Genomic DNA, 24,852 nt, shown 5'->3' with positions numbered 1-24,852 from the left:
TTGGGGGCGCTTAACCGAAGAAGCTCTGGCCGTTCTTGGCCATTTCGCGCAGCTTCGCGGTCGGGTGGTACAGCGCGCCCAAATCAGCGTACTGGTCAGCCAGGGCAACGAACGCGGCGACACCGATCGAATCGATGTAGCGCAGCGCACCGCCACGGAATGGAGGGAAACCGATACCGTAGACCAGACCCATGTCGGCTTCGGCAGCAGTTTCGACAATGCCGTCTTCCAGGCAACGCACGGTTTCCAGGCACAGCGGGATCATCATCCAATTGATGATGTCTTCGTCAGTGACTTCGCGCTGTTCAAAGACGATTGGCTTGAGCACTTCCAGTACCGACGGATCGGCAACCTTCTTCTGCTTGCCCTTCTTGTCCGTCTCGTAGGCGTAGAAACCCTTGCCGTTCTTCTGACCCAGGCGCTTGGCTTCGTAGAGCACATCCACGGCCGAACGGCGATCGTCTTTCATGCGATCAGGGAAGCCTTCAGCCATCACGTCACGACCGTGGTGGCCGGTGTCGATGCCGACCACGTCCATCAGGTAAGCCGGGCCCATCGGCCAGCCGAATTTTTCCATGACCTTGTCGATGCGTACGAAGTCCACACCGGCGCTGACCAGTTTGGCGAAACCGCCGAAGTAAGGGAACAGTATGCGGTTGACCAGGAAGCCCGGGCAGTCGTTGACCACGATCGGGTTCTTGCCCATTTTCTTGGCGTAGGCAACGGTGGTGGCAACCGCCAACTCGCTGGACTTCTCGCCACGAATCACTTCCACCAGCGGCATCATGTGCACCGGGTTGAAGAAGTGCATGCCGACGAAGTTTTCCGGACGCTTGAGGGCCTTGGCCAGCAGACTGATGGAAATGGTCGAGGTGTTGGAGGCGAGGATGGTGTCTTCTTTGACCTGCTCTTCGACTTCGGCCAGAACGGCTTGCTTGACCTTCGGGTTCTCGACGACCGCTTCAACCACCAGGTCTACGTGACCGAAATCACCGTACGACAGGGTCGGGCGAATGCCATTGAGTACTTCAGCCATTTTCGCGGCGGTCATGCGGCCTTTATCAACGCGACCAACCAGCAGTTTGGCGGCTTCGGCCAGACCCTGCTCGATGCCGTGCTCGTTGATGTCCTTCATCAGGATCGGCGTACCTTTGGAAGCCGACTGATAAGCGATACCGCCGCCCATGATGCCGGCGCCCAGTACGGCAGCCTGCTTCACGTCCTTGGCGATTTCGTCGTAAGCCTTGGCCTTTTTCTTCAGCTCCTGATCGTTCAGAAACAGGCCGATCAGGCTCTGCGCGGCAGAGGTCTTGGCCAGCTTGACGAAACCTGCGGCCTCAACTTCCAGCGCTTTGTCACGACCGAAGTTCGCGGCTTTCTGGATGGTCTTGATCGCCTCGACCGGCGCCGGGTAGTTCGGGCCGGCTTGACCTGCGACGAAGCCTTTGGCGGTTTCGAAAGCCATCATTTGTTCGATGGCGTTCAGCTTCAGCTTTTCCAGCTTCGGCTGGCGCTTGGCCTTGTAATCGAACTCACCGGAAATGGCGCGTTTGATCAGTTCCAGCGCGGCGTCCTGCAGCTTCTCAGGCGCAACCACGGCATCGACGGCGCCGACTTTCAGCGCGTCTTCAGGACGATTTTCCTTGCCGGCGGCAATCCACTCGATGGCGTTGTCCGCACCGATCAGGCGCGGCAGGCGCACGGTACCACCGAAGCCCGGGTAGATGCCCAGCTTGACTTCCGGCAGACCGATCTTGGCCTTGGTGGACATGACGCGGTAGTCCGCCGCCAGGCACATTTCCAGACCGCCACCCAACGCGATGCCATTGATCGCGGCGACAGTCGGGACGTTGAGGTCTTCGAAATCGCTGAAAATCTTGTTGGCTTCGAGATTGCCAGCAACAAGCTCTGCATCCGGCAGCTTGAAGTTGTCGACAAATTCGGTGATGTCGGCGCCGACGATGAAGACGTCCTTGCCACTGCTGACGATCACACCCTTGATCGAAGCATCTGCCTTGATGGTGTCTACGGCCTGACGCAGTTCGTTCAGGGTTAGACGGTTGAACTTGTTGACGGACTCACCCTTGAGGTCGAACTTCAGTTCGACGATGCCACTTTCAAGAGCCTTAACCGTGATGGCTTTACCTTCGTAAATCATCAACTGATCTCCACGATATGGAAGCTGAACAGTACACGTCGGACGCAGGCGAATGGCTGGCAGGGACGTCAATCGTCAATGCTACGCCTATCCACCCGGCACACCCGCCAACGCGATAGTCGGGATTCTGTAGGAGCGTTCTGAAAAACAAACGCTCAATTCATACGCCCGTTTGATTTGGGTACGCCACCTTCACGGAATTTCCGACAATTGTCAATCGCCCAAAATGCGGGTTGAAAGGCGACTTTGCGGTCATTTCTGTAAGACGAAGGCCTGCAACACACGGCTGCATGTGGAGACATTCATAGGATCAATCTTTAGAAATGTCGCCCTAATTCACTGCAACCCGTGTTGAACAGGCTAAGCTGGCGGAACTTCAGGTAAAAATATGAACGCTTCAGGCGAATGCCAAGCGTATGATCAGCCCAAACCGAATTACCGGCCTGCCTGGCCACCCCCCGCCCGATGATGTTGTCGGGCTTTTTATTGCCTGCGAAAACAGCGATGCGCGTCTCTGTGGGAAGGTCGGAATCGGTTTCAGGCGAGGGCTTTGAGGGTGGCGTCGATGTGCTGCAGCACCTCTGCTTCGCCCTTTTCGCCCCAATACAAAGCGATCATTTGTTTGTCGGCTTCGACCTTGTAGACATTACCTGGCAATTTTTCGAAATGATTAAGCAGCGCTTGATCGTCACAAAGCTCCTGCCACTGGTTCACCCACAGACCTGGTGATTTTTGCCAGTAACTCCAGCAGGCAGGTTGAGTACCGCGTCGTGGCCGGTGGTACTGCGCGCACGGGTTTGGTGGCTCCTGACCGAGCCAGTGCGGCCATTCTTGAGGTGCCAGTTGCATGGCCAGCCCGATGCGTCGCGCCTCCATTCGCAGCGCCATTCGACCACTCTGGTGGCGGGACGGCCGCAACCATGCCAGCGGGCTGAGCACCACCAGCAGGATTGACACCACTATCCAGACCGTCATATCTGTACTCCCGATTCTTGATGGGCGTATTCAGTCACATTGAAACCAATACGCTTGAAACCAGCCATACTTACCAATAATGCAATCCTCAGGAGGAGCACCTCATGCCCTACAACCATATTCTGGTCGCTGTAGATCTAACCGAAGAGTGCGACCCTGTAATCCACCGTGCTCGCGAACTGTCGGTGAGCAATGGCGCGAAATTATCCCTGGTGCACATTGTCGAGCCGATGGCCATGGCCTTTGGCGGTGACGTGCCGATGGACCTGTCACAACTGCAACAACAGCAGTTCGATCAGGCCAGGGAGCGCCTCGACCGGTTGATCGTGAAATACCCGGAGCTATCCAAGGAATACAGCCACCTGACCTACGGCCAGCCACGCCAGGAAATTCACCACCTGGCCAAGGAGCAAGGTTGCGACATGATAGTGGTGGGCAGTCACGGCCGGCATGGCCTGGCACTGCTGCTTGGCTCCACCGCCAATGACGTACTGCACGGCGCGCCTTGCGATGTGCTGGCGGTGCGCCTGCAAAACAAAAGCTGACAGCCCTGCCCACTGTGGCAGCGAGCCTGCTCGCGAATGCGGAGTGACAGTCAACATATTCGTTGAATGTTGCACCGCTTTCGCGAGCAGGCTCGCTCCCACATAGGCTCTACAGCAGCCTGAAGATTGCATATGAAAAGCCCGGCGCTCATCACTGAACGCCGGGCTTTCTCATGGCCGGATCAATCAGGCATCCAGCTCGGCCCAGCGCTCGACCATCACATCCAGTTCAGCCTGCAACTGCGAAAGTTGAGCGATCACTGCAGCGGTTTCCGTAGCCGGACGCAGGTAGAAACCAGCATCCGCCATCTGCGCTTGCACGGCAGCGATCTGCTGCTCCATGACTTCGATCTGTCCTGGCAACGCTTCCAGCTCGCGTTGCAACTTGTAGCTGAGCTTCTTCTTCGCCACCGGCGCTTCGACAGTGGTCGCGACCGGCGCAGGCTCGGCCTTGACCACCGCAGAGTTCAAGTCGGCCTTGCCGGATTTGCTTTCGGTTACGCCCAGCAGGCGCGGCGAACCGCCCTGACGCAGCCAGTCCTGATAACCGCCGACATATTCGCGGACCTGGCCTTCGCCTTCAAAAACCAGAGTGCTGGTCACCACGTTATCGAGGAATGCCCGGTCGTGGCTGACCATCAGCACAGTGCCATTGAAGGTCAGCAAGACCTCTTCCAGCAGTTCGAGGGTTTCGACGTCGAGGTCGTTGGTCGGTTCGTCAAGGACCAGCAGGTTCGCCGGCTTGCTGAACAGCTTGGCCAGCAACAGACGGGCACGCTCACCACCTGACAGCGCCTTGACCGGCGTGCGGGCACGTTGCGGACTGAACAGAAAGTCGCCGAGGTAACTCAGCACATGGCGGCTCTGGCCGTCGATATCGATGAAGTCGCGGCCTTCGGCGACGTTGTCGATCACGGTTTTTTCCAGATCCAGTTGATGGCGCAATTGGTCGAAATAGGCGACGTCGATCTTTGTCCCCTCTTCCACCTTGCCGCTGGTTGGCTGCAAGCCGCTGAGCATCAGCTTCAACAGCGTGGTCTTGCCGGTGCCGTTGGCGCCGAGCAGACCGATACGGTCACCGCGCTGCAACACCATGGAGAAATCCTTGATCAGGAACGGTCCGCCCGGGTGAGCAAAGCTCACATTCTCGAGCACCATCACCTGCTTACCGGACTTGTCGGCGGTTTCCAGCTGAATGTTGGCCTTGCCGGTACGTTCACGTCGCTCGCTACGCTCCACGCGCAAGGCTTTCAGTGCACGTACACGACCTTCGTTACGGGTACGACGGGCCTTGATGCCCTGGCGAATCCACACTTCTTCCTGGGCCAGACGCTTGTCAAACAGCGCGTTGGCGGTAGCTTCGGCGGCCAGTTCGGCTTCTTTGTGCACCAGGAAACTGGCGTAGTCGCCGTTCCAGTCGATCAGCCCGCCGCGATCCAGCTCGAGAATGCGGGTCGCGAGGTTTTGCAGGAAGGAACGGTCGTGCGTGATGAACAGCACGGCGCCCTGGAAATCCTTCAGCGCTTCTTCGAGCCAGGCGATCGCACCGATGTCCAGGTGGTTGGTCGGTTCGTCGAGCAACAGCAGATCCGGCTCGGACACCAAAGCCTGGGCCAGCAGGACGCGACGACGCCAGCCGCCGGACAACTCGGCGAGGGTCTTGTCGGCCGGCAGTTGCAGGCGGCTGAGGGTGCTGTCGACCAGGGTTTGCAAACGCCAGCCATCGCGGGCTTCGAGGTCGTGCTGGACGTGCATCAGCTTGTCCAGGTCGGCGTCGGTGACGATGTTCTGGCTCAGGTGGTGGTACTCGGCGAGCAGCGCTCCGACACCGTCCAGGCCTTCGGCCACGACGTCGAACACTGTCCGCTCGTCGGCTACCGGCAATTCTTGCGGCAATTCGCCGATCTTGAGCCCGGGTGCGCGCCAAACGGAGCCGTCATCGGGCTTCTGGTCGCCCTTGACGAGCTTCATCATGCTGGACTTGCCAGTGCCGTTGCGGCCGATGATGCACACCCGCTCTCCACGGGCGATCTGCCAGGACACCTTGTCCAACAACGGCATAGCGCCGAAAGCAAGGGACACATCGCTGAATTTGAGCAGGGTCATGAGCTTCTCCAAAAACCGGGCGCGCATTCTACCTGAATCGAGGCTTCAGAAGGCCGGCAATTTCACTGTTGGCGCACTCTGCACTACAAATGTTGCGAACTGATGCAGACAGGTCCGCAAAGCTTTCGCCCGCTGCTGGCAAAAGGCTAAGCTACGGATAATCAGTGTGGGCATCGCCAGCACTTGTCATGGTTTTTCTGTCCGGACGTCTCATGCGCAGTCGCCTTCTTAATCTTTTGTCCTGTTTCTTACTTTCTGCCGCTGCCGTTCAATCCGCCCAGGCGGTGGACCTGTCTACCCAACGCCAATATTACGATGAAGCCAAGCGCGCTCTTGCCAAGGGCGATACCGGCCCGTATTTCCGTTACAGCAAGGCCCTGGCCGACTATCCGCTGGAGCCGTACCTGGCGTATGACGAGCTGACCGCGCGCCTGAAAACCGCAAGCAATGCTGAAATCGAAAAATTCCTCGCCGAACACGGCGACCTGCCCCAGGCCAACTGGATGAAGCTGCGCTGGTTGCGCTGGCTGGCCGATCGCGGCGACTGGGCGACCTTCGTCAGGTATTACGACCCCAAAATGAATTTCACTGAACTGGACTGCCTGAACGCGCAGTACCAGATCAGTCACAATCTCAAGTCAGAAGGCTACGCCAACGCCAACAAGCTCTGGCTGACCGGTAAATCCCAGCCCGAGGCCTGCGACGCCTTGTTTGGCATGTGGGCTGCCGAAGGCCAGTTGACTGAACAGAAACGCTGGGAGCGCGCCAAACTCGCCGCCCAGGCGCGCAACTATCCGTTGGCCAACAGCCTGGTCAATGGCCTGACCACCCTCTCCCCCCGCGGTCGTCTGTTGATCGATGTGGCGCAAAAACCCGAACTGCTCAACAACCCTTCGCGATTTACCCCGGCGGACGAGCCGATGTCAGATGTGGTCAGCCTTGGCCTGCGCCGTCTCGCCCGTCAGGACCCGGACAGGGCCATGGCGCTGCTCGACGGTTATGCCAGCAGCATGCACTTTTCCCGCGACGAAAAAGTGGCGATCGCCCGGGAAATCGGCTTGACCCTCGCACGCCGTTTTGACAGCCGCGCGCTGGATGTGATGACCAAGTACGATCCGGAATTGCGCGACAACACCGTGTCCGAATGGCGCCTTCGCCTACTCCTGCGCCTTGCCCGCTGGGACGATGCTTATGAACTGACCCGCCGCCTGCCCCAGGATCTGGCCACTACCAACCGCTGGCGCTACTGGCAGGCCCGCAGCCTGGAGCTCGCACAGCCGCAGAATCCGGAAGCGCTGACTCTTTATAAAAACCTCGCCCGCGAGCGTGACTTCTATGGCTTCCTCGCCGCCGACCGTTCACAGTCACCGTATTCGCTGAACAACAAACCGCTGGTACTGAGCCAGGCGACCATCAATAAGGTGCGCAACACCCCTGGCATACGCCGCGCCCTGGAGTTCCATGCCCGTGGTCAGATCGTCGATGGTCGCCGCGAGTGGTATCACGTCAGCCGGCACTTCAGCCGTGACGAAATGGTGGCCCAGGCAAAGCTGGCCTATGACCTGAAATGGTATTTCCCGGCGATCCGCACCATCAGCCAGGCACAGTACTGGGACGATCTGGACATCCGCTTCCCGATGGCCCACCGCCATGCACTGGTACGTGAAGCCAGGAACCGCGGCCTTCATTCGAGTTGGGTGTTCGCCATCACCCGTCAGGAAAGTGCCTTCATGGACGACGCCCGTTCCAGCGTCGGCGCCAGCGGCCTGATGCAACTGATGCCCGCTACCGCCAAGGAAACCTCACGCAAGTTCAGTATTCCGTATGCCTCCCCACAACAGCTGTTTGAACCGGACAAGAACATCCAGCTCGGTGCCGCATACCTGAGCCAGGTCCACAGCCAGTTCAACGGCAACCGTGTCCTCGCCTCTGCCGCCTACAATGCTGGACCCGGTCGCGTGCGTCAGTGGCTGCGCGGCGCGGATCATTTGAGTTTCGACGTGTGGGTGGAAAGCATCCCGTTTGACGAAACCCGCCAGTACGTGCAGAACGTACTGTCGTACTCGGTGATCTACGGCCAGAAACTCAACTCACCCCAACCGCTGGTGGATTGGCATGAGCGGTATTTTGACGATCAGTAACCGGTAATGCCGGTTACGTAGGAGCTGCTGCAGGCTGCGATCTTTTGATCTTGCTCTTGAAAATGCCCGTATCGTTTGATTCGGGCATTTTTGTTTCTGGGTTGAGAGATCGCAGCCTCGTATCACTCGACAGCTCCTACACAGCTCCTACACGTGAAGATCGAGTTCGGTCGTGCCATCACTGAACTGCAACGCCGCCAACCGCGCATACAACGCATTACTGGCAATCAACTCCTGATGCGTACCCACTGCCACCAGCTTGCCTTGATCCATCACCGCGATGCGGTCGGCGTTTTTGACCGTCGCCAGGCGATGGGCGATGACCAGGGTGGTGCGGTTTTTCATCAGGCTCGGCAGGGCCTGCTGAATCAGGTGTTCGCTCTGGGCATCAAGGGCGCTGGTGGCTTCGTCGAGCAGCAGGATGGGTGCATCCACCAGCAGTGCCCGGGCGATGGCCAGGCGTTGGCGCTGGCCACCGGACAAACCCAGGCCTGCGTCACCCAAGTGCGTTTGGTAACCGTTGGGCATGGCTTCGATGAAGTCATGGGCGTACGCAATTTTTGCCGCTTCCTGAACCTGCGCCAAGGTCGCCGTCGGATTGCCGTAGCGGATGTTGTCTTCAATGCTGCCGAAAAACAGCGCCGGGGTTTGCGAGACCAGAGCGAAACAGCGACGCAAGTCCAATGGATCAAGGCGGGTCAGTGGTACACCATCCAGCAAAATACGCCCCTCAGCCGGGTCATAAAAACGCAGCAGCAAGTCATACACCGTCGACTTACCGGCACCGGATGGCCCGACCAAGGCCAGGGTTTCGCCGGCCCTGACCGTCAGATTCAAGCCATCGACCGCGTAGCTTTCGGGGCGTGACGGGTAGGAAAAGCGCACGTCCTGCAGCAACAGATCGCCCTTTACCCGCGTGGGCAGTGTCACCCGATCGGAGACCGGTGGCAGGATAATGTTTTCCGAACGCAGCAATTCGGCGATCCGCTCCGCCGCGCCGGCCGCGCGCTGCAACTCGCCAATCACCTCGCTCAAGGTTCCGAACGCACTCCCCACAATCAGGCTGTAGAAGACAAATGCCGCCAATTCGCCCGCAGAGATCCGCCCGGCAATCACATCCATGCCGCCAACCCAGAGCATGACGCCCACTGCGCCTAACACCAGTACGATTACCAGGGTGATCAGCCAGGCCCGCTGGAAAATACGCTTGCGCGCGGTATCGAACGCCTGTTCCACGGTCGCGGCAAAACGCCTCTCGTCCTGGCTCTGATGGTTGTAGGCCTGCACGGTCTTGATCTGCGCAAGGGTTTCGGACACATAACTGCCGATGTCGGCGATCCGGTCCTGGCTCAGGCGCGACAGGTTGCGAACGCGGCGACCGAAAATCAGGATCGGCGCGATCACCAGCGGCAAAGCGACCACTACGATGCTGGTGAGTTTGGGGTTGGTGATAAACAGCAGGACGATCCCGCCGATGACCATCAGTAGATTACGCAAGAACATCGACAGTGAAGAGCCGATCACCGATTGCAGCAGCGTGGTGTCGGCGGTCAGTCGTGACTGGATTTCGGAGCTGCGGTTGTTTTCGTAGAAGCCCGGATGCAGATAAATCAGATGATTGAACACCTGGCGACGGATGTCAGCGACACAGCGCTCACCGATCCACGACACCAGGTAAAAACGCGAAAAAGTGCCAACCGCCAAACCGATCACCAGCAACATAAATAAGCCGATGGACTGGTTGAGCAGGTGCGGCGATTGGGTCATGAAGCCCTGATCCACCAGCAAACGAATCCCCTGCCCCATGGACAGGGTAATGCCCGCCGTGACGACCAGCGCGAGCAAGGCACCGAAAGCGTGCCAACGATACGGTGCGATGAAACGGCTGGCGAGGCGAATCGCGCGGCGGTGTCGAACAGAGAGCATTGGCATTATCCAGATGGGAGCAAGTGACAGGTTTACCCTACACCGCTCAATGGGGTGGAACTTGGTAAATCACAATGAGTCAGGTTAATTATGACCGTCAACACTAGGGCCTAGACGCTATTGGTCTAAAGTCCGGCTGGCAAGGACGCGGTATTTCTGGTGGACTGGTGTTGCCGCCATGAAACGATCGCAGGGAGTTGTCACGGCCCGGTCACCTGGCGGTTCTACAGTAAGCACACAACCTGATGAGGAGACAGGCCATGTCCTTGCAAAACAGCAGCGATGTCACCGTTCCAGTGATCCGCCCGAAACGAGATGAGTCTCTGGGTTGCTCGATTGTGGATGATAAGGGCCGCGAAGTACCGATCACTGAAGACATGATCCAGGAAGCCTGCCGCGACCTGGAGAAACGATTGGTCAAGCCTGCCGAACAAAAGTGATATAGCCACCGTCTTCTTGACCCGGCCCTGGTTGGCCGGGTTTTTTATGGGTGTTTCTGACAGATTTGTGGTGCGGCCCTTCGCGAGCCTGTTCGCGAAAGGGCCAACTCGATCTCTAGACTGCAGTCGCCCCCAACGCCGCCACAATCTTGCGCAACTGCGGCGCATCCCCGTCGATCCGCACCTGCAATCCGTCGATCTCGCGCCGCGACGGGTAGTTCTTGCGCAATACATCGAACGCCGCCCGCTGTTCGCTTACGCTGCCGACAAGACTGCGGCGGAAGTCCGCATCGTCACGGCGCGGGTCGTACACACCACGGCACAACATTGCCAGCGCCCAGGCCGGATCACTTTCAGCGTTCAACGTCACCTGCGACAACCAGGGGGCGGGCAACAGCTCGCTCAAGCTGACCCGGGCAGGTTGCCCGAGGAAATCACAATAGGCCTGATAGATCTGCGCCGTGCCGCGCTGCTTGCCATCCAGGCTGTACCCGGCAATGTGCGGCGTCGCCAGCACGCAGAGTTCAGCCAGCGCCACATCGACTTCCGGCTCGCCTTCCCAGACGTCCAGCACCGCTTGCAGATCTTCGCGCTCCAACAGTACATCACGCAGCGCGGCGTTATTGACCACCGGACCACGACTGGCGTTGATCAGCCAAGCGCCAGTCTTGAGTTGCTTGAGACGTTTTTCATCAAACAGATGCCAGGTCGGCTGATTGCCACGCTTGTTCAATGGCGTGTGCAGGCTGATCACGTCGCACTGCTCGATGATCTCTTCCAGGCTGACGTAATCTCCACCCTCGAAAGCGTGCCGTGGCGGGTCGCAGACCAATACCTTCCAGCCCAGCCCCTGCAAGACTTTGACCAGCCGCCCACCTACCTCGCCGGCACCGACCACACCGTAGGTACGTTGAGTCAGGTCAACGCCTTCGATTTCGGCCAGGGTCAGCAGACTGCCGAGCACATAGTCGACCACCCCCCGGGCATTGCAGCCCGGCGCGCTGGACCAGGTGATGCCGGCCTGCTGAAAGTAATCCAGGTCCAGGTGATCGGTGCCGATGGTGCAGGTACCGACAAACCGCACCTTGCTGCCTTCGAGCAGCGTGCGGTTGACGTTGGTCACCGAACGCACCAGCAGCACATCGGCCTGTTCGACGGTAGCTCGGTCGATGGAACGTCCCGGCACCCGGCGGATTTCGCCGAAACCTTCGAAGAAGGCATCGAGCAGGGGGATATTTTCGTCGGCAACAATCAGCATGGCAGGCTCCTTTGGCGGATCGGCAGTGTAGGCGGAGATAGCCGTAATGAGCCAGCAGGCATTGTTAGGACGCCACAGTAACGGTGTCCGGTACAAGGCATGACCGATGATTACAAATCCGCAACACAGTCTTTTCCTGACCGATACGTCAACGCGTAGAATGCGCTGCCTTGCGCATCAAAAACCTTGGACGCTTCGCTTGTGAATTCCGTGACTGAGACTACCGCCACAACCGCCACTGCGCGCACGACCCCGGTTCGCCAAGAACTCAAAGGCCTGCTCGGGCTGGCTCTGCCGATCATGGTCGCGCAATTGGCCACTACCGCCATGGGCTTCGTCGATGCCGTGATGGCCGGCCGTGTCAGCCCACGGGATCTCGCCTCGGTGGCCCTGGGCAACTCGATCTGGATTCCGGTTTACCTGTTGATGTCCGGCGTTCTGCTGGCCACCACACCCAAAGTCGCCCAGCGCTTTGGCGCTGCACAACTTGACGAGATCGGTCCTCTGGTCCGCCAGGCCATGTGGCTGGCGTTGTGTGTCGGGCTGATCGGCAGCGCCCTGCTACTCAGCGCCGAGCCGATCCTGCATTGGATGAAAGTCGATCCACAGTTGATCGAACCGAGCATGGGCTACCTGCACGGAATCGCCTTCGGTTTGCCCGGTATTGCTTTCTATTACGTACTGCGCTGCTACAGCGACGGCATGGGCCGCACCCGGCCGAGCATGGTCATCGGGCTGTGCGGGCTACTGCTGAACATCCCGCTGAACTATGCACTGATCTACGGCCATTTCGGCATGCCGGCCCTGGGCGGCGTCGGTTGCGGCTGGGCCAGCGGTATCGTGATGTGGTTCATGGCGTTGAGCATGGCCGGTTGGACCTGCTGGGCGCCCTTCTATGCCCGCACACGCGTGCTGGTTCGTTTTGACCGCCCGCAATGGACGGTGATCAAGCGCCTGGTGGGCATCGGCCTGCCAATCGGTATCGCGGTGTTCGCCGAATCCAGCATCTTTGCGGTCATCGCACTGCTGATTGGCAGCCTGGGCTCTACTGTGGTGGCCGGGCACCAGATAGCCCTGAACATTAGCTCACTGCTGTTCATGATTCCTTATTCCCTGGGCATGGCGGTGACGGTAAGGGTAGGTCAGGCGTTGGGCGCCGGTAATCCTTATCAGGCACGCTTCGCGGCGAAGGTCGGGCTGGGCGCCGCACTGGTGTTTGCCGCGTTCTCGGCCAGCCTGATCATGCTACTGCGCGAACCTATCGCTTCGATCTACACGCCTGACAAGACCGTGATCCAGATTGCGTCAATGCTGATTGTCTATGCCGCGCTGTATCAATTCTCCGATGCCATCCAGGTGATCTGCGCTGGCGCGCTGCGGGGCTACCAGGACACCCGGGTGACGATGATTCTGACGCTGTTCGCCTACTGGGGCATCGGCCTGCCGGTGGGTTATGTGCTGGGCCTTACCGATTGGCTCGGCCCGGCCAGCGGTCCGAGCGGGTTGTGGGAAGGTCTGATCGCAGGCCTGAGTTGCGCAGCACTGATGCTGTCGATCCGCCTGACACGCAGTGCCCGCAAACGGATTCGTATCAGCCGTTCAGTCGGATGAGACTCAATGGCTAGACAAAAACTGTGGGAGCGAGCCTGCTCGCGAAGAGGCCATGTCAGACGCCCTCACGGGTGACTGACAGACCGCATTCGCGAGCAGGCTCGCTCCCACATGTTTTGCATTGTTGTTAATCGGACTTCTTGCGAATCCAGTACAGGTAGGTACCGGCATCTTCGTGCTGCGCCACCAGTTCGTGGTCAAGAAACACACAGAACTTGGGGATGTCGCGACGGGTCGACGGGTCGGTGGCGATCACCTTGAGCAGGCCGCCAGGCACCAGGTCGCGGATGTGCTGGTGCAGCATCATCACGGGCTCCGGGCAATTGAGACCGGTGGCGTCGAGGGTGCCGTCAACCGGCGTGTCAGTCATTTCGCTCATGATTCACTCCTGAAACTTGCCGGCATTGTCGCGCATTGCCGGGTGTTCGGTCATCTGTGGCATTACGCCGCCCCCCTTGTGGGAGCGAGCCTGCTCGCGAAGGCGGTGTGTCATCCAACATAGATACTGACTGACCGGACGCTTTCGCGAGCAGGCTCGCTCCCACAGGGTATTCGCTGAGTGTCAGCGGGACTTGGGCTTTTTCACATCGAGCCGGCGAAGGTGGCAGGTCACTTCTTCACGGTCGTGGTACAGCTGCTTGCAACCAATCTCCACGCGAATGCCCCGCGCCTTGAAGCCGTCGGCGATGCGCTCCAACAGGCGCTTGACTTCGGCATATCGCTGTTTCATCGGCAATTTGAGGTTGACCACGGCTTCGCGGCAATGGCCTTCGCCGATCCACTCTTCCAGCATCGCGGCGTTGCGCGCCGGTTTCTCGACGATGTCGCAGACCATCCAGTCCACAGGCTGCTTGGGCTTGAAGGTAAAACCGTCGGCCATCAGATGCTGTACCAGACCGGTGTCCATCAGGCTTTCGGCCATCGGGCCATTGTCGATGGCCGTCACCAGCATGCCGCGATTGACCAGTTGCCAGGTCCAGCCACCGGGCGCGGCACCCAGGTCGACGCCCGTCATGTCGCTGTGCAGACGCTCGTCCCACTGGTCACGCGGGATGAAGTGGTGCCAGGCCTCCTCCAGCTTAAGGGTCGAACGGCTGGGCGCCTCGCGCGGAAACTTTAAACGCGCAATGCCCATCGGCCACATCGCCGAGTTGTTCGACTCCGCCAGGCCCATGAACACTTCGCGACCACTCTTGAAGGTTAGCAACAGGCGCGGCTTATGGGCGTCTTCCACCAGTTTGCCGGCGGTTATCAGCGCCTTGCGCAGGTGCACTTCGAACTTTTTGCAGAAGTTCGACAGTTCCTTGCCATCGTTGGTGTCGACCATTTCCAGCCACAGGCTGCCGCAGGTCGGGAAGTCCGCCAGGTGCGCGAGGATCACGCTGATGCGGTCGGTTTCCGGCAGGTCGATAAAGATCCCGCGAGCCCATTGGCGCGGGAAGATCAACTGATCGAAACGCTGGCCGCGCATCAGGCGTTCGGCGCCGTCTTCTTCGGTGCAGACAAACTCGGCGCAGGCGCTGGCGGTCTTGGCCTTGGCATAACCGGCCACGTTCAGCCGTGCGGCGAGGTCGGAAATCTCGGAACAGACTTCGCCTTCGAAGCCCGGCCGGCAATGCATAAAGAGGGTGTTCATTCTTACTCCTGGGCAGATGGCGAGACATTCGCCACTGCGCGATGCCCAGACTTGCGCTGGAGCAAAGCCTGTCACGAAAACCGGCGCATGATAGCCGACTTCGGAACCTCGAACTTAATGATAGAGTCCAGTTATTAGCCAGCTACCTAAAACAGGGCTAGGTTTAATGCTCTGCCCGTTCCCCTCAGTCCGTAGCCGTGCGGACGTAAAGGAGTGATCGTAATGCCGTCTCTCGATAGCTTGAACACCCTTAAAACCCTGCAAGTCGATAACAAGACCTACCACTATTTCAGCCTGCCGGATGCCGCCAAGAGCCTGGGCGACCTGGACCTGCTGCCGATGTCGTTGAAAGTGCTGCTGGAAAACCTGCTGCGCTGGGAGGATGAAAAAACCGTCACCGGCGCCGACCTCAGGGCGATTGCCGCCTGGCTCAAGGAGCGTCGCTCCGACCGCGAAATCCAGTACCGCCCGGCGCGGGTGCTGATGCAGGACTTCACCGGCGTGCCCGCCGTGGTTGACCTGGCCGCGATGCGTGCGGCGATGGCCAAGGCTGGCGGCAACCCGCAACGGATCAACCCGCTGTCGCCGGTGGACCTGGTGATTGATCACTCGGTGATGGTCGACAAGTTCGCCACCAGCAGCGCCTTCGAACAAAACGTCGACATCGAAATGCAGCGCAATGGCGAACGCTATGCGTTCCTGCGCTGGGGCCAAAGTGCCTTCGACAATTTCAGCGTGGTGCCGCCGGGCACCGGTATCTGCCATCAGGTGAACCTGGAATACCTGGGCCGCACGGTCTGGACCAAGGACGAGGACGGCCGCACCTATGCCTTCCCGGACACATTGGTGGGCACCGACTCCCACACCACCATGATCAATGGCCTTGGCGTCCTCGGCTGGGGCGTCGGCGGCATCGAGGCGGAAGCGGCGATGCTTGGCCAACCGGTGTCGATGCTGATTCCAGAAGTGATCGGCTTCAAACTCACCGGCAAACTCAGGGAAGGCATCACCGCCACCGACCTGGTGCTGACCGTGACGCAGATGCTGCGCAAGAAAGGCGTGGTCGGCAAATTCGTCGAGTTCTATGGTGACGGCCTCGCCGATCTGCCGCTGGCGGATCGCGCGACCATCGCCAACATGGCCCCGGAATACGGCGCCACCTGCGGCTTTTTCCCGGTAGACGACGTGACACTGGAGTATCTGCGTCTGTCCGGCCGCCCTCTCGAAACCGTGAAATTGGTCGAGGCCTACAGCAAGGCGCAAGGCCTGTGGCGCTTGCCGGGCAAAGAGCCGATATTCACCGACAGCCTGGCGCTGGACATGGCCAGCGTCGAAGCCAGCCTTGCCGGACCGAAACGCCCGCAGGACCGGGTTTCGCTGCCGAATGTCGCGCAAGCGTTCAGCGACTTCATCGGCCTGCAGGTCAAGCCCACCAGCAAGGAAGAAGGTCGCCTTGAAAGCGAGGGCGGGGGCGGTGTCGCGGTGGGTAACGCCGATCTGGCCGGTGAAGTGGACTACGACTTTGAAGGGCAAACGGTGCGGCTGAAAAACGGCGCGGTGGTGATTGCGGCGATTACGTCCTGCACCAACACGTCCAACCCAAGCGTGATGATGGCCGCCGGCCTGGTGGCGAAGAAAGCCGTGGAAAAAGGCCTGCGCCGTAAACCCTGGGTGAAAAGTTCGCTGGCCCCAGGCTCGAAAGTGGTCACCGACTACTACAAGGCGGCTGGACTGACGCAATACCTCGACGAACTGGGCTTTGCCCTGGTCGGTTATGGCTGCACCACCTGTATCGGCAACTCCGGCCCCCTGCCGGAACCGATCGAAAAAGCCATCCAGAAAGCCGATTTGACCGTAGCTTCCGTGCTGTCGGGTAACCGTAACTTCGAAGGCCGGGTCCATCCACTGGTAAAAACCAACTGGCTGGCCTCACCGCCGCTGGTGGTTGCTTATGCGCTGGCCGGTACCGTACGCATCGACCTCAGTCGCGAGCCCTTGGGCGAGGATCAGAACGGCAACCTGGTTTACCTGCGCGACATCTGGCCAAGCAGCCAGGAAATCGCCAATGCCGTGGACCAGGTCAACACCGCCATGTTCCACAAGGAGTATGCCGAAGTCTTTGCTGGCGACGAACAATGGCAGGCCATTGAAGTACCGCAAGCGGCCACCTACGTCTGGCAGGCGGATTCGACTTACATCCAGCATCCACCGTTCTTCGATGACATCGGCGGACCGCCACCGGTGGTCAAGGACGTGACCGGTGCCCGTATCCTTGCGCTGCTCGGCGATTCGGTGACCACCGATCATATCTCCCCGGCCGGCAACATCAAGGCTGACAGCCCGGCGGGTCACTACTTGCGGGAAAAAGGCGTCGAGCCTCGGGACTTCAACTCCTATGGCTCTCGACGCGGCAACCACGAAGTGATGATGCGCGGCACCTTCGCCAATATCCGCATTCGCAATGAAATGCTAGGTGGTGAAGAAGGCGGCAACACGCTCTACATCCCGACCGGGGAGAAACTGGCGATCTATGATGCGGCCATGCGCTATCAGGCTGCAGGCACACCGCTGGTGGTGATCGCCGGGCAAGAATACGGCACCGGTTCGAGCCGTGACTGGGCGGCCAAGGGCACTAATCTGCTGGGCGTCAAAGCGGTGATTGCCGAGAGTTTCGAGCGCATTCACCGCTCCAACCTGGTGGGCATGGGCGTGCTGCCGCTGCAATTCAAACTTGACCAAAACCGCAAGACGCTGAATCTCAGAGGCACTGAAACCCTGGCCATCCTCGGGTTGACCGGCGTCGAACTGACGCCACGGATGAACCTGACCCTGGTCATCACCCGTGAAAACGGTACCCAGGAGAAAGTCGAAGTGCTGTGCCGAATCGATACGCTCAATGAAGTGGAGTACTTCAAGTCGGGAGGGATTTTGCATTACGTGTTAAGGCAGTTGATTGCCTCGTAATTTAACGCTGACAACGACATCGCCTTCGGGCGGTGTTTTTGATTGAGCGCTAGACCTAACAATCGCCAACCTTATGCTCACGGTGTCATGCACAACATATAACCACTGTGGGAGCGGGCTTGCTCGCGAATACGGTATGCCATTCAGCATTTGAGTCGACTGACACGCCGCCTTCGCGAGCAAGCCCGCTCCTACAATGGACCGAGGTAAACCGTAGAATTTCAGATACAAGGATATTCAATGCTGACTCTGCCATGGACCCACCTGGCCCTCCTCTCCCTCGGCTACGGCATGGCGCTGGCTTACGGCCACCTTGGCGGGTTCACCACGATCTCCGTCGCGCTGTTACTGATTGCCGGTTTCTCCGTTCGCCAGCAAACACTTCCACTGGGCCGCTACCTGGGCCACGGTCTGTTCATCGTGCTGGCCCTGGCCTTGGCGACACACTGGCTACCCGGTTTCTACAACGGCCGCGTCATTGACCCGCAACGTTTCACCGCTGACGCCGTGCCGTTTTCCATGTACCTGAATCTGGACAAACCCCTGATCGGTTTCTGGCTGCTGCTGGTCTGTCCATGGATCGTCGGCCGGCGCTCGCTGCGGCTGTTCCTGTATGCCACCGCCCTGGCACTGATCCTGAGCGCCGTGTTGGCCCTGGGCGGTGCGCTGGTGCTGAATGTCATCGATTGGGCGCCGAAATGGCCGGAGCAGGCCTGGCTGTGGCTGCTCAACAATCTGTTGCTGGTGACGCTGGTCGAGGAAGCGTTGTTCCGCGGCTATATCCAGGGCGGCTTGAGCCGATGCCTGGGCCACCTGCCTTATGGCGAAAACCTCGCCCTGCTGCTCGCTTCGCTGGTGTTCGGCCTGGCGCATGTGGGTGCCGGCTGGCAATGGATATTGCTGGCGAGTCTGGCCGGTATCGGTTATGGCCTGGCTTACCGCTTCGGTGGGCTGGCGGCGGCCATCGCCACGCATTTCGGTTTGAATCTGCTGCATTTCAGCCTGTTCACTTATCCGATGCTTGCCAGCTGACGCAAGGGTCATTTTGCGACGCATAACTGATTACCGAAAAATAATCTCAACAAATCGCAATGGATGCCGATAGAGCACTTGAAAGCCTTGCGGATTAAAAAGCCATGCGTAACAACCAGCCAATTACACAACGCGAGCGGACCTTCCCGGCCCAGCAACGGTTGATTTCCACCACTGATGCCAAGGGCATGATCACCTACTGCAACGACGCCTTCGTCGAGATCAGCGGGTTTTCTCGTGAGGAACTGATCCGTGCGCCGCACAACCTGGTGCGTCACCCCGACGTTCCGGCCGCGGTGTTCGCACACATGTGGGCGACACTGAAACAAGGCTTGCCATGGATGGGTATTGTCAAGAATCGCTGCAAGACCGGTGACCACTATTGGGTCAACGCCTATGTGACGCCGATCTTCGAAAGCAATCAGGTGATCGGTTACGAGTCGGTGCGGGTCAAACCCTCCGCCGAACAGATCCGCCGTGCCGAAGCGCTCTACCAACGCATCAACCAGGGCAAGCCGGCCGTTCCCGCCACCGACAAATGGTTGCCGGTCCTGCAGGACTGGCTGCCATTCATTCTGGTCAGCCAGTTGAGCTTCATGATCGGTGCCTCGCTCAATTCCCAATGGGGATTTGCTTTGGCCGCCGGCCTTTCGGTGCCGCTTGGCCTGATGGGCCTGAGCTGGCAGCAACGCGGCATCAAGCGTTTGTTGCGGCTGGCCGAGCAAACCACGTCCGACCCATTGATCGCGCAGATGTACACCGACAGCCGCGGCGCCCAGGCGCGCCTGGAGATGTCGATCCTCAGTCAGGAAGCGCGCCTGAAAACCTGCCTGACCCGCCTGCAGGACACCGCCGAACACCTCACCGATCAGGCGAAACAGTCCGATGCCCTGGCACACAACAGCTCCACTGGCCTGGAACGCCAACGCGTCGAAACCGAGCAAGTAGCCACCGCCGTCAATCAGATGGCCGCCACCACGCAGGAAGTTGCCAGCCATGTGCAGCGCACCGCCGATGCGACTCAGGAAGCCAATCGCCTGACCGGGCGTGGTCGTGATATCGCCGGGGAGACCCGCGAAGCCATTCAGCGCCTGTCGGTAGTGGTCGGGGAAACCGGTCTGACCGTGACCCAACTGGCCAAGGACAGCGATGAAATCGGTGGCGTGGTCGATGTGATCAAGGGCATCGCCGACCAGACCAACTTGCTGGCGCTCAACGCCGCCATCGAAGCGGCCCGTGCCGGTGAGATGGGGCGCGGCTTTGCGGTCGTGGCTGATGAAGTACGGCAACTGGCACAACGCACCAGTGAATCCACTGGTCAGATTCATGCGCTGATCGCCAAGCTGCAGCAGACCGCCGGGACGGCGGTGCAAACCATGGAAGCCGGGCATCGCCAGGCTGAAGAAGGTGTGGCTCGGGTACTGGAAGCGGATCAGGCACTGGTGGGGATCAGCGAAGCGGTGGCCAACATCACCGACATGACCACCCAGATCGCTGCCGCGACCGAAGAGCAAAGTGCCGTGGCCGAAGAAATCAGCCGCAATATCAGCAACATTTCCGAACTGGCTGACCAGACTTCGGAACAGGCGCAGAACTCGGCTTTGTTGAGTGAAGAGCTGACCAAAACCGCGAATACCCAGTATTCGTTGGTGGAGCGGTTTAACCGCTGATCGATGCTGTAAATAAATAACCCGGACGGTGAAAACCTCCGGGTTTTTTATTGCCAGTCTTAAAGTGATGTTGTCTGTTCGGGCCTCATCGCGGGCGAGCCCGCTCCCACAGGGTTCTGCATTGATCACAAAACAGCGCAACACCGCCAATCACTGTGGGAGCAGGCTTGCCCGCGAAGAGGCCATGACCGGCACCGCAAATCTCAATGGAGAAATGCTGCAACCTTGCTCGCCGCAGCCGCCAGATGCTGTTCATGCGTAAACCCCGAAACCTTCAACGGCTTCAAATCATGATCCCCCGCCACCAGCCAGAACACCTCGATATTCGGCGATAACACATACCCTTCCACCGCCTGGCGATTGCCCAACGCATCCCGCTCGCCCTGCACGATCAACGTCCGCGTCTTCAATCCGGCCAAATGCTCGACCCGGGGTTTCTCGGGCTTGCCCACCGCATAAAACGGATAGCCCAGGCACACCAGCGCATCGACGCCTAATTCATCCGCCAGCAAACTGGCCATCCGCCCGCCCATGGACTTGCCGCCGATGGCCAGCGGCCCGGCGACATGGCGTCGCACCTCGGCATACACCTCGCGCCAGCATTCAAGCAGCTTCGGTGCCGGATTGGGTGGGCGCTTGCCGCCGTCAACACGCCGTTGCGCCATGTACGCAAACTCAAAGCGCAACACATTGACGCCAAGCGCCGCGAGGCGTGCAGCCATGTCGTTCATCCAGCCACTGTCCATAGGTGCGCCGGCGCCATGGGCGAGGATCAGCGTCGCCGACGCCGGCGCCACGGCGGCATTCCATAACCATCCATGATCCTGCACGCACCGCGCCCATTGATCCCCGTCAATACCGGCCTTGTGCTGTTTGTCCATGCTTGCCTCGCTTTTAGTCTGCCTATAACTCCAGGCGAAGGGTGCGCTGCCGGCGCTTCCTTCGGCTGAACCGTGGATGGGGAACCATGAACACTTCTATCAGTACCGCCTACAACTACAAGGTGGTCCGCCAATTCGCCATTATGACGGTGGTGTGGGGCATCGTCGGCATGGGGCTCGGGGTTTTTCTCGCCGCCCAGTTGGTCTGGCCCGAACTCAACTTCAATTTGCCCTGGACCAGTTTCGGGCGTTTGCGCCCGCTGCACACCAACGCGGTGATCTTCGCTTTCGGCGGCTGCGCCTTGTTCGCCAGTTCGTTGTACTCCGTACAAAGGACTTGCCAGACCCGCTTATATGCTCCCGCAGTTGCCGCGTTCTGTTTCTGGGGCTGGCAACTTGTGATCCTGCTGGCGGCTATCAGCCTGCCGTTGGGCTACACCAGTTCCAAGGAATACGCCGAGCTGGAATGGCCGATCGACATCCTGATCACCATCGTCTGGGTCGCATACGCCATCGTGTTCTTCGGCACGGTGATGCAGCGCAAGACCAAGCACATCTACGTCGGTAACTGGTTCTTCGGCGGGTTCATCATTACTGTCGCCATCCTGCACATCGTCAACAACCTTGAGTTGCCGGTGAGTTTTACCAAGTCCTACTCGCTCTATGCCGGTGCGACCGACGCCATGGTGCAGTGGTGGTACGGCCACAACGCCGTGGGCTTTTTCCTCACGGCCGGTTTCCTCGGCATGATGTATTACTTCGTGCCCAAGCAGGCCGAACGCCCGGTGTACTCCTATCGCCTGTCGATCGTGCACTTCTGGGCGCTGATCACCCTGTACATCTGGGCAGGTCCCCACCACCTGCACTACACCGCGCTACCTGACTGGGCACAGTCGCTGGGCATGGTGATGTCGCTGATCCTGCTGGCGCCGAGCTGGGGCGGCATGATCAACGGCATGATGACCCTGTCGGGTGCCTGGCATAAATTGCGCAGCGACCCGATCCTGCGCTTCCTCGTGGTCTCCCTGGCGTTTTACGGCATGTCGACCTTCGAAGGGCCGATGATGGCGATCAAGACCGTCAACGCCCTCTCCCACTACACCGACTGGACCATCGGCCACGTTCACGCTGGCGCGCTCGGCTGGGTGGCGATGATTTCCATCGGCGCGCTGTACCACATGATCCCGAAAGTCTTCGGCCGTGAGCAGATGCACAGCATCGGCCTGATCAACGCGCACTTCTGGCTCGCCACCATCGGCACCGTTCTCTACATCGCTTCGATGTGGGTCAACGGTATCGCCCAGGGCTTGATGTGGCGCGCGGTGAACGAAGACGGCACGCTGACTTACTCCTTCGTCGAAACCCTGGTGGCCAGCCACCCGGGCTTCGTCGTGCGGCTGGTGGGCGGGGCGATCTTCCTCAGCGGCATGTTGCTGATGGCTTACAACACCTGGCGCACCGTGCGGGCTTCGCAGCCTGCTGAAGTCGCCGCTGCCGCGCAGATGGCCTGAGGAGTCCGCCATGAAACACGAAACAATCGAGAAAAACGTCGGCCTGCTGATGTTGCTGATGGTCTTCGCCGTGAGCATCGGTGGCTTGACCCAGATCGTCCCGCTGTTCTTTCAGGACGTGACCAATAAACCGGTGGAAGGCATGAAGCCGTACACCGCGCTGCAACTCGAAGGTCGCGACATCTATATCCGCGAAGGCTGCGTCGGTTGCCACTCGCAGATGATCCGCCCGTTTCGCGCCGAGACCGAACGTTACGGTCACTACTCGGTGGCAGGCGAAAGCGTCTGGGATCACCCGTTCCTCTGGGGCTCCAAACGCACCGGGCCGGACCTGGCGCGGGTCGGCGCGCGCTACTCGGATGACTGGCACCGCGCGCATTTGTACAACCCGCGCAACGTGGTACCGGAATCGAAAATGCCCGCCTACCCGTGGCTGGTGGCCAATCAGGTCGACAGCAGCCATACCGAAACCAAGCTCAAGGCCATGCGTACGCTGGGCGTGCCCTACAGCGATGAAGACATTGCGGGCGCGACCGAATCACTCAAGGGCAAGACCGAGATGGACGCACTGGTCGCCTACCTGCAAGTGCTCGGCACTGCGATCAAGAGCAAGAGGTGACACATGGTCTTTGAAGTCAGTACTGGCATGATCCGCGGCCTGGGCACGGTCGTGGTGTTCGTGGCCTTCGTCGGCCTGACCCTGTGGGTGTTCAACGGCAAGCGCGGCCCGGAATTCGCCGAAGCACGCCTGCTGCCGTTCGCCGACGAGCCGCCCTCGCAAAGCAGCCCTCAACAAGAAACCGCCGCAAGGAGTACCCGGCCATGACCACCTTCTGGAGTACGTGGATCTGCGTACTGACCATCGGCAGCCTTATCGGCCTGACCTGGTTGCTGATCGGCACCCGCCGGGGCGAAACCAAGGGCAGCGTCGACCAGACCATGGGCCACAGCTTTGACGGCATCGAGGAATACGACAACCCATTGCCGCAATGGTGGTTCATGCTATTCGCCGGCACCTTGGTGTTCTCCGTCGGCTATTTGATTCTCTATCCGGGCCTGGGCAACTGGAAAGGCATCCTGCCCGGTTACGACAACGGCTGGACCGGCGTGCACGAATGGGAAAAGGAGATGGACAAGGCGGACGCGAAGTTCGGACCGATCTTTGCCAAATTCGCCGCCATGCCAGTGGAGGAAGTGGCCAAGGACCCACAAGCACTGAAAATGGGCGGTCGTCTGTTCGCCTCCAACTGCTCGGTATGCCATGGCTCGGACGCCAAGGGAGCATTCGGCTTCCCCAACCTGGCGGACAGTGACTGGCGCTGGGGCGGCAACGCCGAAACCATCAAGACCACCATCATGGGCGGGCGCATGGCGGCGATGCCGGCCTGGGGGGAAGTCCTCGGCGAGGCCGGTGTGAAAAACGTCGCGGCTTATGTGCGCCACCAACTGGCTGGCCTTCCTCTGCCTGCGGACAGCGGGGCCGACCTGCAAGCGGGGCAGCAAGCGTTCAGCACCACCTGCGTCGCCTGTCACGGGGCGAACGGCCAAGGTACTGAAGCCATGGGCGCGCCGAACCTGACGCACCCGGCCGGTTTCATCTACGGCACCAGCCTGACCCAGCTTGAACAGACCATCCGCCATGGTCGCCAGGGTCATATGCCGGCGCAGAGCGAACTGCTCGGTAACGATAAGGTGCAACTGCTCGCGGCTTACGTGTTCAGCCTTTCAAAAGGTGATGAGCAGCTGAGCGGCAAGCTTCAAGCTACAAGCGACAAGTAAGAGCAAAAGCACAAACCGCAAGCTACGAGCTCTAACTTGGAGCTTGTAGCTTGCGGCTTGCAGCTGCTTCTTTTTGTCGCACCCTCCATGAGTCTGCCTTTCGGTTCCCCGGATTCGGGTCTAAGCTTCCTGCGATGCGGACTGGCCAGTGCCGGTTCCAGGTCGACCCTGAACGATGTGTTCGACGAATCTGCCCGATGACAGGCCGCAAAGGCTGGT

The 24,852-nt window shown here is 59.7% G+C and carries 19 protein-coding genes; 11 read left to right on the top strand and 8 right to left on the bottom strand.

Going from position 1 to position 24,852, the window contains the following annotated elements; genetic code table 11:
* Positions 1–10: 10 nt before the first annotated feature.
* Both fadB and AC07ZE_RS09800 read right to left on the bottom strand, forming a co-directional pair.
* Positions 11–2,158 carry a fatty acid oxidation complex subunit alpha FadB gene (gene fadB / locus AC07ZE_RS09805; protein ID WP_207263803.1) on the bottom strand — a complete coding sequence of 716 codons (2,148 nt, stop codon included), beginning with the start codon at positions 2,156–2,158 and terminating at the stop codon, positions 11–13.
* A gap of 537 nt (positions 2,159–2,695) precedes the next feature.
* Positions 2,696–3,133: a hypothetical protein gene (locus AC07ZE_RS09800; RefSeq protein WP_137807671.1), complete on the bottom strand. Its 438-nt coding sequence runs from the start codon at positions 3,131–3,133 to the stop codon at positions 2,696–2,698.
* Positions 3,134–3,237: 104 nt separating this feature from the next.
* Between AC07ZE_RS09800 and AC07ZE_RS09795 the strand changes: the two genes are divergently transcribed.
* Positions 3,238–3,678, top strand: coding sequence for a universal stress protein (locus AC07ZE_RS09795; protein ID WP_137807672.1), 441 nt, complete (start codon positions 3,238–3,240; stop codon positions 3,676–3,678).
* 186 nt (positions 3,679–3,864) lie between these two features.
* Here AC07ZE_RS09795 and AC07ZE_RS09790 read toward each other — a convergent pair whose 3' ends face one another.
* Entirely contained in the window at positions 3,865–5,784 is a 1,920-nt protein-coding gene (locus AC07ZE_RS09790; RefSeq protein ID WP_207263801.1) for an ATP-binding cassette domain-containing protein, read from the bottom strand.
* 212 nt (positions 5,785–5,996) lie between these two features.
* Between AC07ZE_RS09790 and AC07ZE_RS09785 the strand changes: the two genes are divergently transcribed.
* A complete protein-coding gene (locus AC07ZE_RS09785; protein WP_207263790.1) occupies positions 5,997–7,925 on the top strand; it encodes a transglycosylase SLT domain-containing protein in 1,929 nt (642 codons plus the stop codon).
* Positions 7,926–8,072: 147 nt separating this feature from the next.
* On the opposite strand, the gene AC07ZE_RS09780 is transcribed toward AC07ZE_RS09785, so the two are convergent.
* Positions 8,073–9,851: an ABC transporter transmembrane domain-containing protein gene (locus AC07ZE_RS09780; protein ID WP_404940862.1), complete on the bottom strand. Its 1,779-nt coding sequence runs from the start codon at positions 9,849–9,851 to the stop codon at positions 8,073–8,075.
* Positions 9,852–10,111: 260 nt separating this feature from the next.
* Between AC07ZE_RS09780 and AC07ZE_RS09775 the strand changes: the two genes are divergently transcribed.
* Entirely contained in the window at positions 10,112–10,291 is a 180-nt protein-coding gene (locus AC07ZE_RS09775; protein ID WP_207263771.1) for a PA1571 family protein, read from the top strand.
* 115 nt (positions 10,292–10,406) lie between these two features.
* On the opposite strand, the gene pdxB is transcribed toward AC07ZE_RS09775, so the two are convergent.
* Positions 10,407–11,549, bottom strand: a complete 1,143-nt coding sequence (gene pdxB, locus AC07ZE_RS09770; RefSeq protein ID WP_207263769.1) for a 4-phosphoerythronate dehydrogenase PdxB — start codon at positions 11,547–11,549, stop codon at positions 10,407–10,409.
* Positions 11,550–11,750: 201 nt separating this feature from the next.
* On the opposite strand from pdxB, the gene AC07ZE_RS09765 reads away from it, so the two are divergent.
* Complete coding sequence (locus AC07ZE_RS09765) at positions 11,751–13,160, top strand: MATE family efflux transporter (protein WP_207263767.1); 1,410 nt, start codon at positions 11,751–11,753, stop codon at positions 13,158–13,160.
* Positions 13,161–13,287: 127 nt separating this feature from the next.
* On the opposite strand, the gene tusA is transcribed toward AC07ZE_RS09765, so the two are convergent.
* Together tusA and rlmM are read right to left on the bottom strand one after the other, a co-directional pair.
* Positions 13,288–13,539: a sulfurtransferase TusA gene (tusA, locus tag AC07ZE_RS09760; RefSeq protein ID WP_404940861.1), complete on the bottom strand. Its 252-nt coding sequence runs from the start codon at positions 13,537–13,539 to the stop codon at positions 13,288–13,290.
* Positions 13,540–13,722: 183 nt separating this feature from the next.
* Positions 13,723–14,796: a 23S rRNA (cytidine(2498)-2'-O)-methyltransferase RlmM gene (gene rlmM / locus AC07ZE_RS09755; protein ID WP_207263765.1), complete on the bottom strand. Its 1,074-nt coding sequence runs from the start codon at positions 14,794–14,796 to the stop codon at positions 13,723–13,725.
* Between the two features lie 222 nt (positions 14,797–15,018).
* Between rlmM and acnA the strand changes: the two genes are divergently transcribed.
* The 3 genes from acnA (at position 15,019) to AC07ZE_RS09740 (ending at position 20,462) form a co-directional block, all read left to right on the top strand.
* A complete protein-coding gene (acnA, locus tag AC07ZE_RS09750) occupies positions 15,019–17,760 on the top strand; it encodes an aconitate hydratase AcnA (RefSeq protein WP_207263763.1) in 2,742 nt (913 codons plus the stop codon).
* A 240-nt stretch (positions 17,761–18,000) separates the two neighbouring features.
* A complete protein-coding gene (locus AC07ZE_RS09745; RefSeq protein WP_207263761.1) occupies positions 18,001–18,792 on the top strand; it encodes a CPBP family intramembrane glutamic endopeptidase in 792 nt (263 codons plus the stop codon).
* A 104-nt stretch (positions 18,793–18,896) separates the two neighbouring features.
* Positions 18,897–20,462 carry a methyl-accepting chemotaxis protein gene (locus AC07ZE_RS09740; RefSeq protein WP_207263759.1) on the top strand — a complete coding sequence of 522 codons (1,566 nt, stop codon included), beginning with the start codon at positions 18,897–18,899 and terminating at the stop codon, positions 20,460–20,462.
* Positions 20,463–20,665: 203 nt separating this feature from the next.
* Here AC07ZE_RS09740 and AC07ZE_RS09735 read toward each other — a convergent pair whose 3' ends face one another.
* Positions 20,666–21,343: an alpha/beta family hydrolase gene (locus tag AC07ZE_RS09735; RefSeq protein WP_207263758.1), complete on the bottom strand. Its 678-nt coding sequence runs from the start codon at positions 21,341–21,343 to the stop codon at positions 20,666–20,668.
* 86 nt (positions 21,344–21,429) lie between these two features.
* Between AC07ZE_RS09735 and ccoN the strand changes: the two genes are divergently transcribed.
* From ccoN to ccoP, 4 genes are read left to right on the top strand one after another with little or no spacing between them, the layout of a single operon-like run.
* The gene (gene ccoN / locus AC07ZE_RS09730; RefSeq protein WP_207263756.1) at positions 21,430–22,854 is read left to right on the top strand and encodes a cytochrome-c oxidase, cbb3-type subunit I; all 1,425 of its coding nucleotides are present in this window, start codon (positions 21,430–21,432) and stop codon (positions 22,852–22,854) included.
* Positions 22,855–22,864: 10 nt separating this feature from the next.
* Positions 22,865–23,473, top strand: a complete 609-nt coding sequence (gene ccoO / locus AC07ZE_RS09725; RefSeq protein ID WP_207263754.1) for a cytochrome-c oxidase, cbb3-type subunit II — start codon at positions 22,865–22,867, stop codon at positions 23,471–23,473.
* A gap of 3 nt (positions 23,474–23,476) precedes the next feature.
* Positions 23,477–23,680: a cbb3-type cytochrome oxidase subunit 3 gene (locus AC07ZE_RS09720; protein ID WP_207263752.1), complete on the top strand. Its 204-nt coding sequence runs from the start codon at positions 23,477–23,479 to the stop codon at positions 23,678–23,680.
* A complete protein-coding gene (gene ccoP / locus AC07ZE_RS09715) occupies positions 23,677–24,633 on the top strand; it encodes a cytochrome-c oxidase, cbb3-type subunit III (protein ID WP_207263750.1) in 957 nt (318 codons plus the stop codon). The genes AC07ZE_RS09720 and ccoP overlap by 4 nt, the downstream gene beginning before the upstream one ends.
* Positions 24,634–24,852: the final 219 nt, after the last annotated feature.

This window comes from Pseudomonas sp. GW101-3H06, assembly GCF_059424605.1.
The sequence above is the reverse complement of the archived record's forward strand: the minus strand, read 5'-3'. Positions and strand labels throughout refer to the sequence as shown.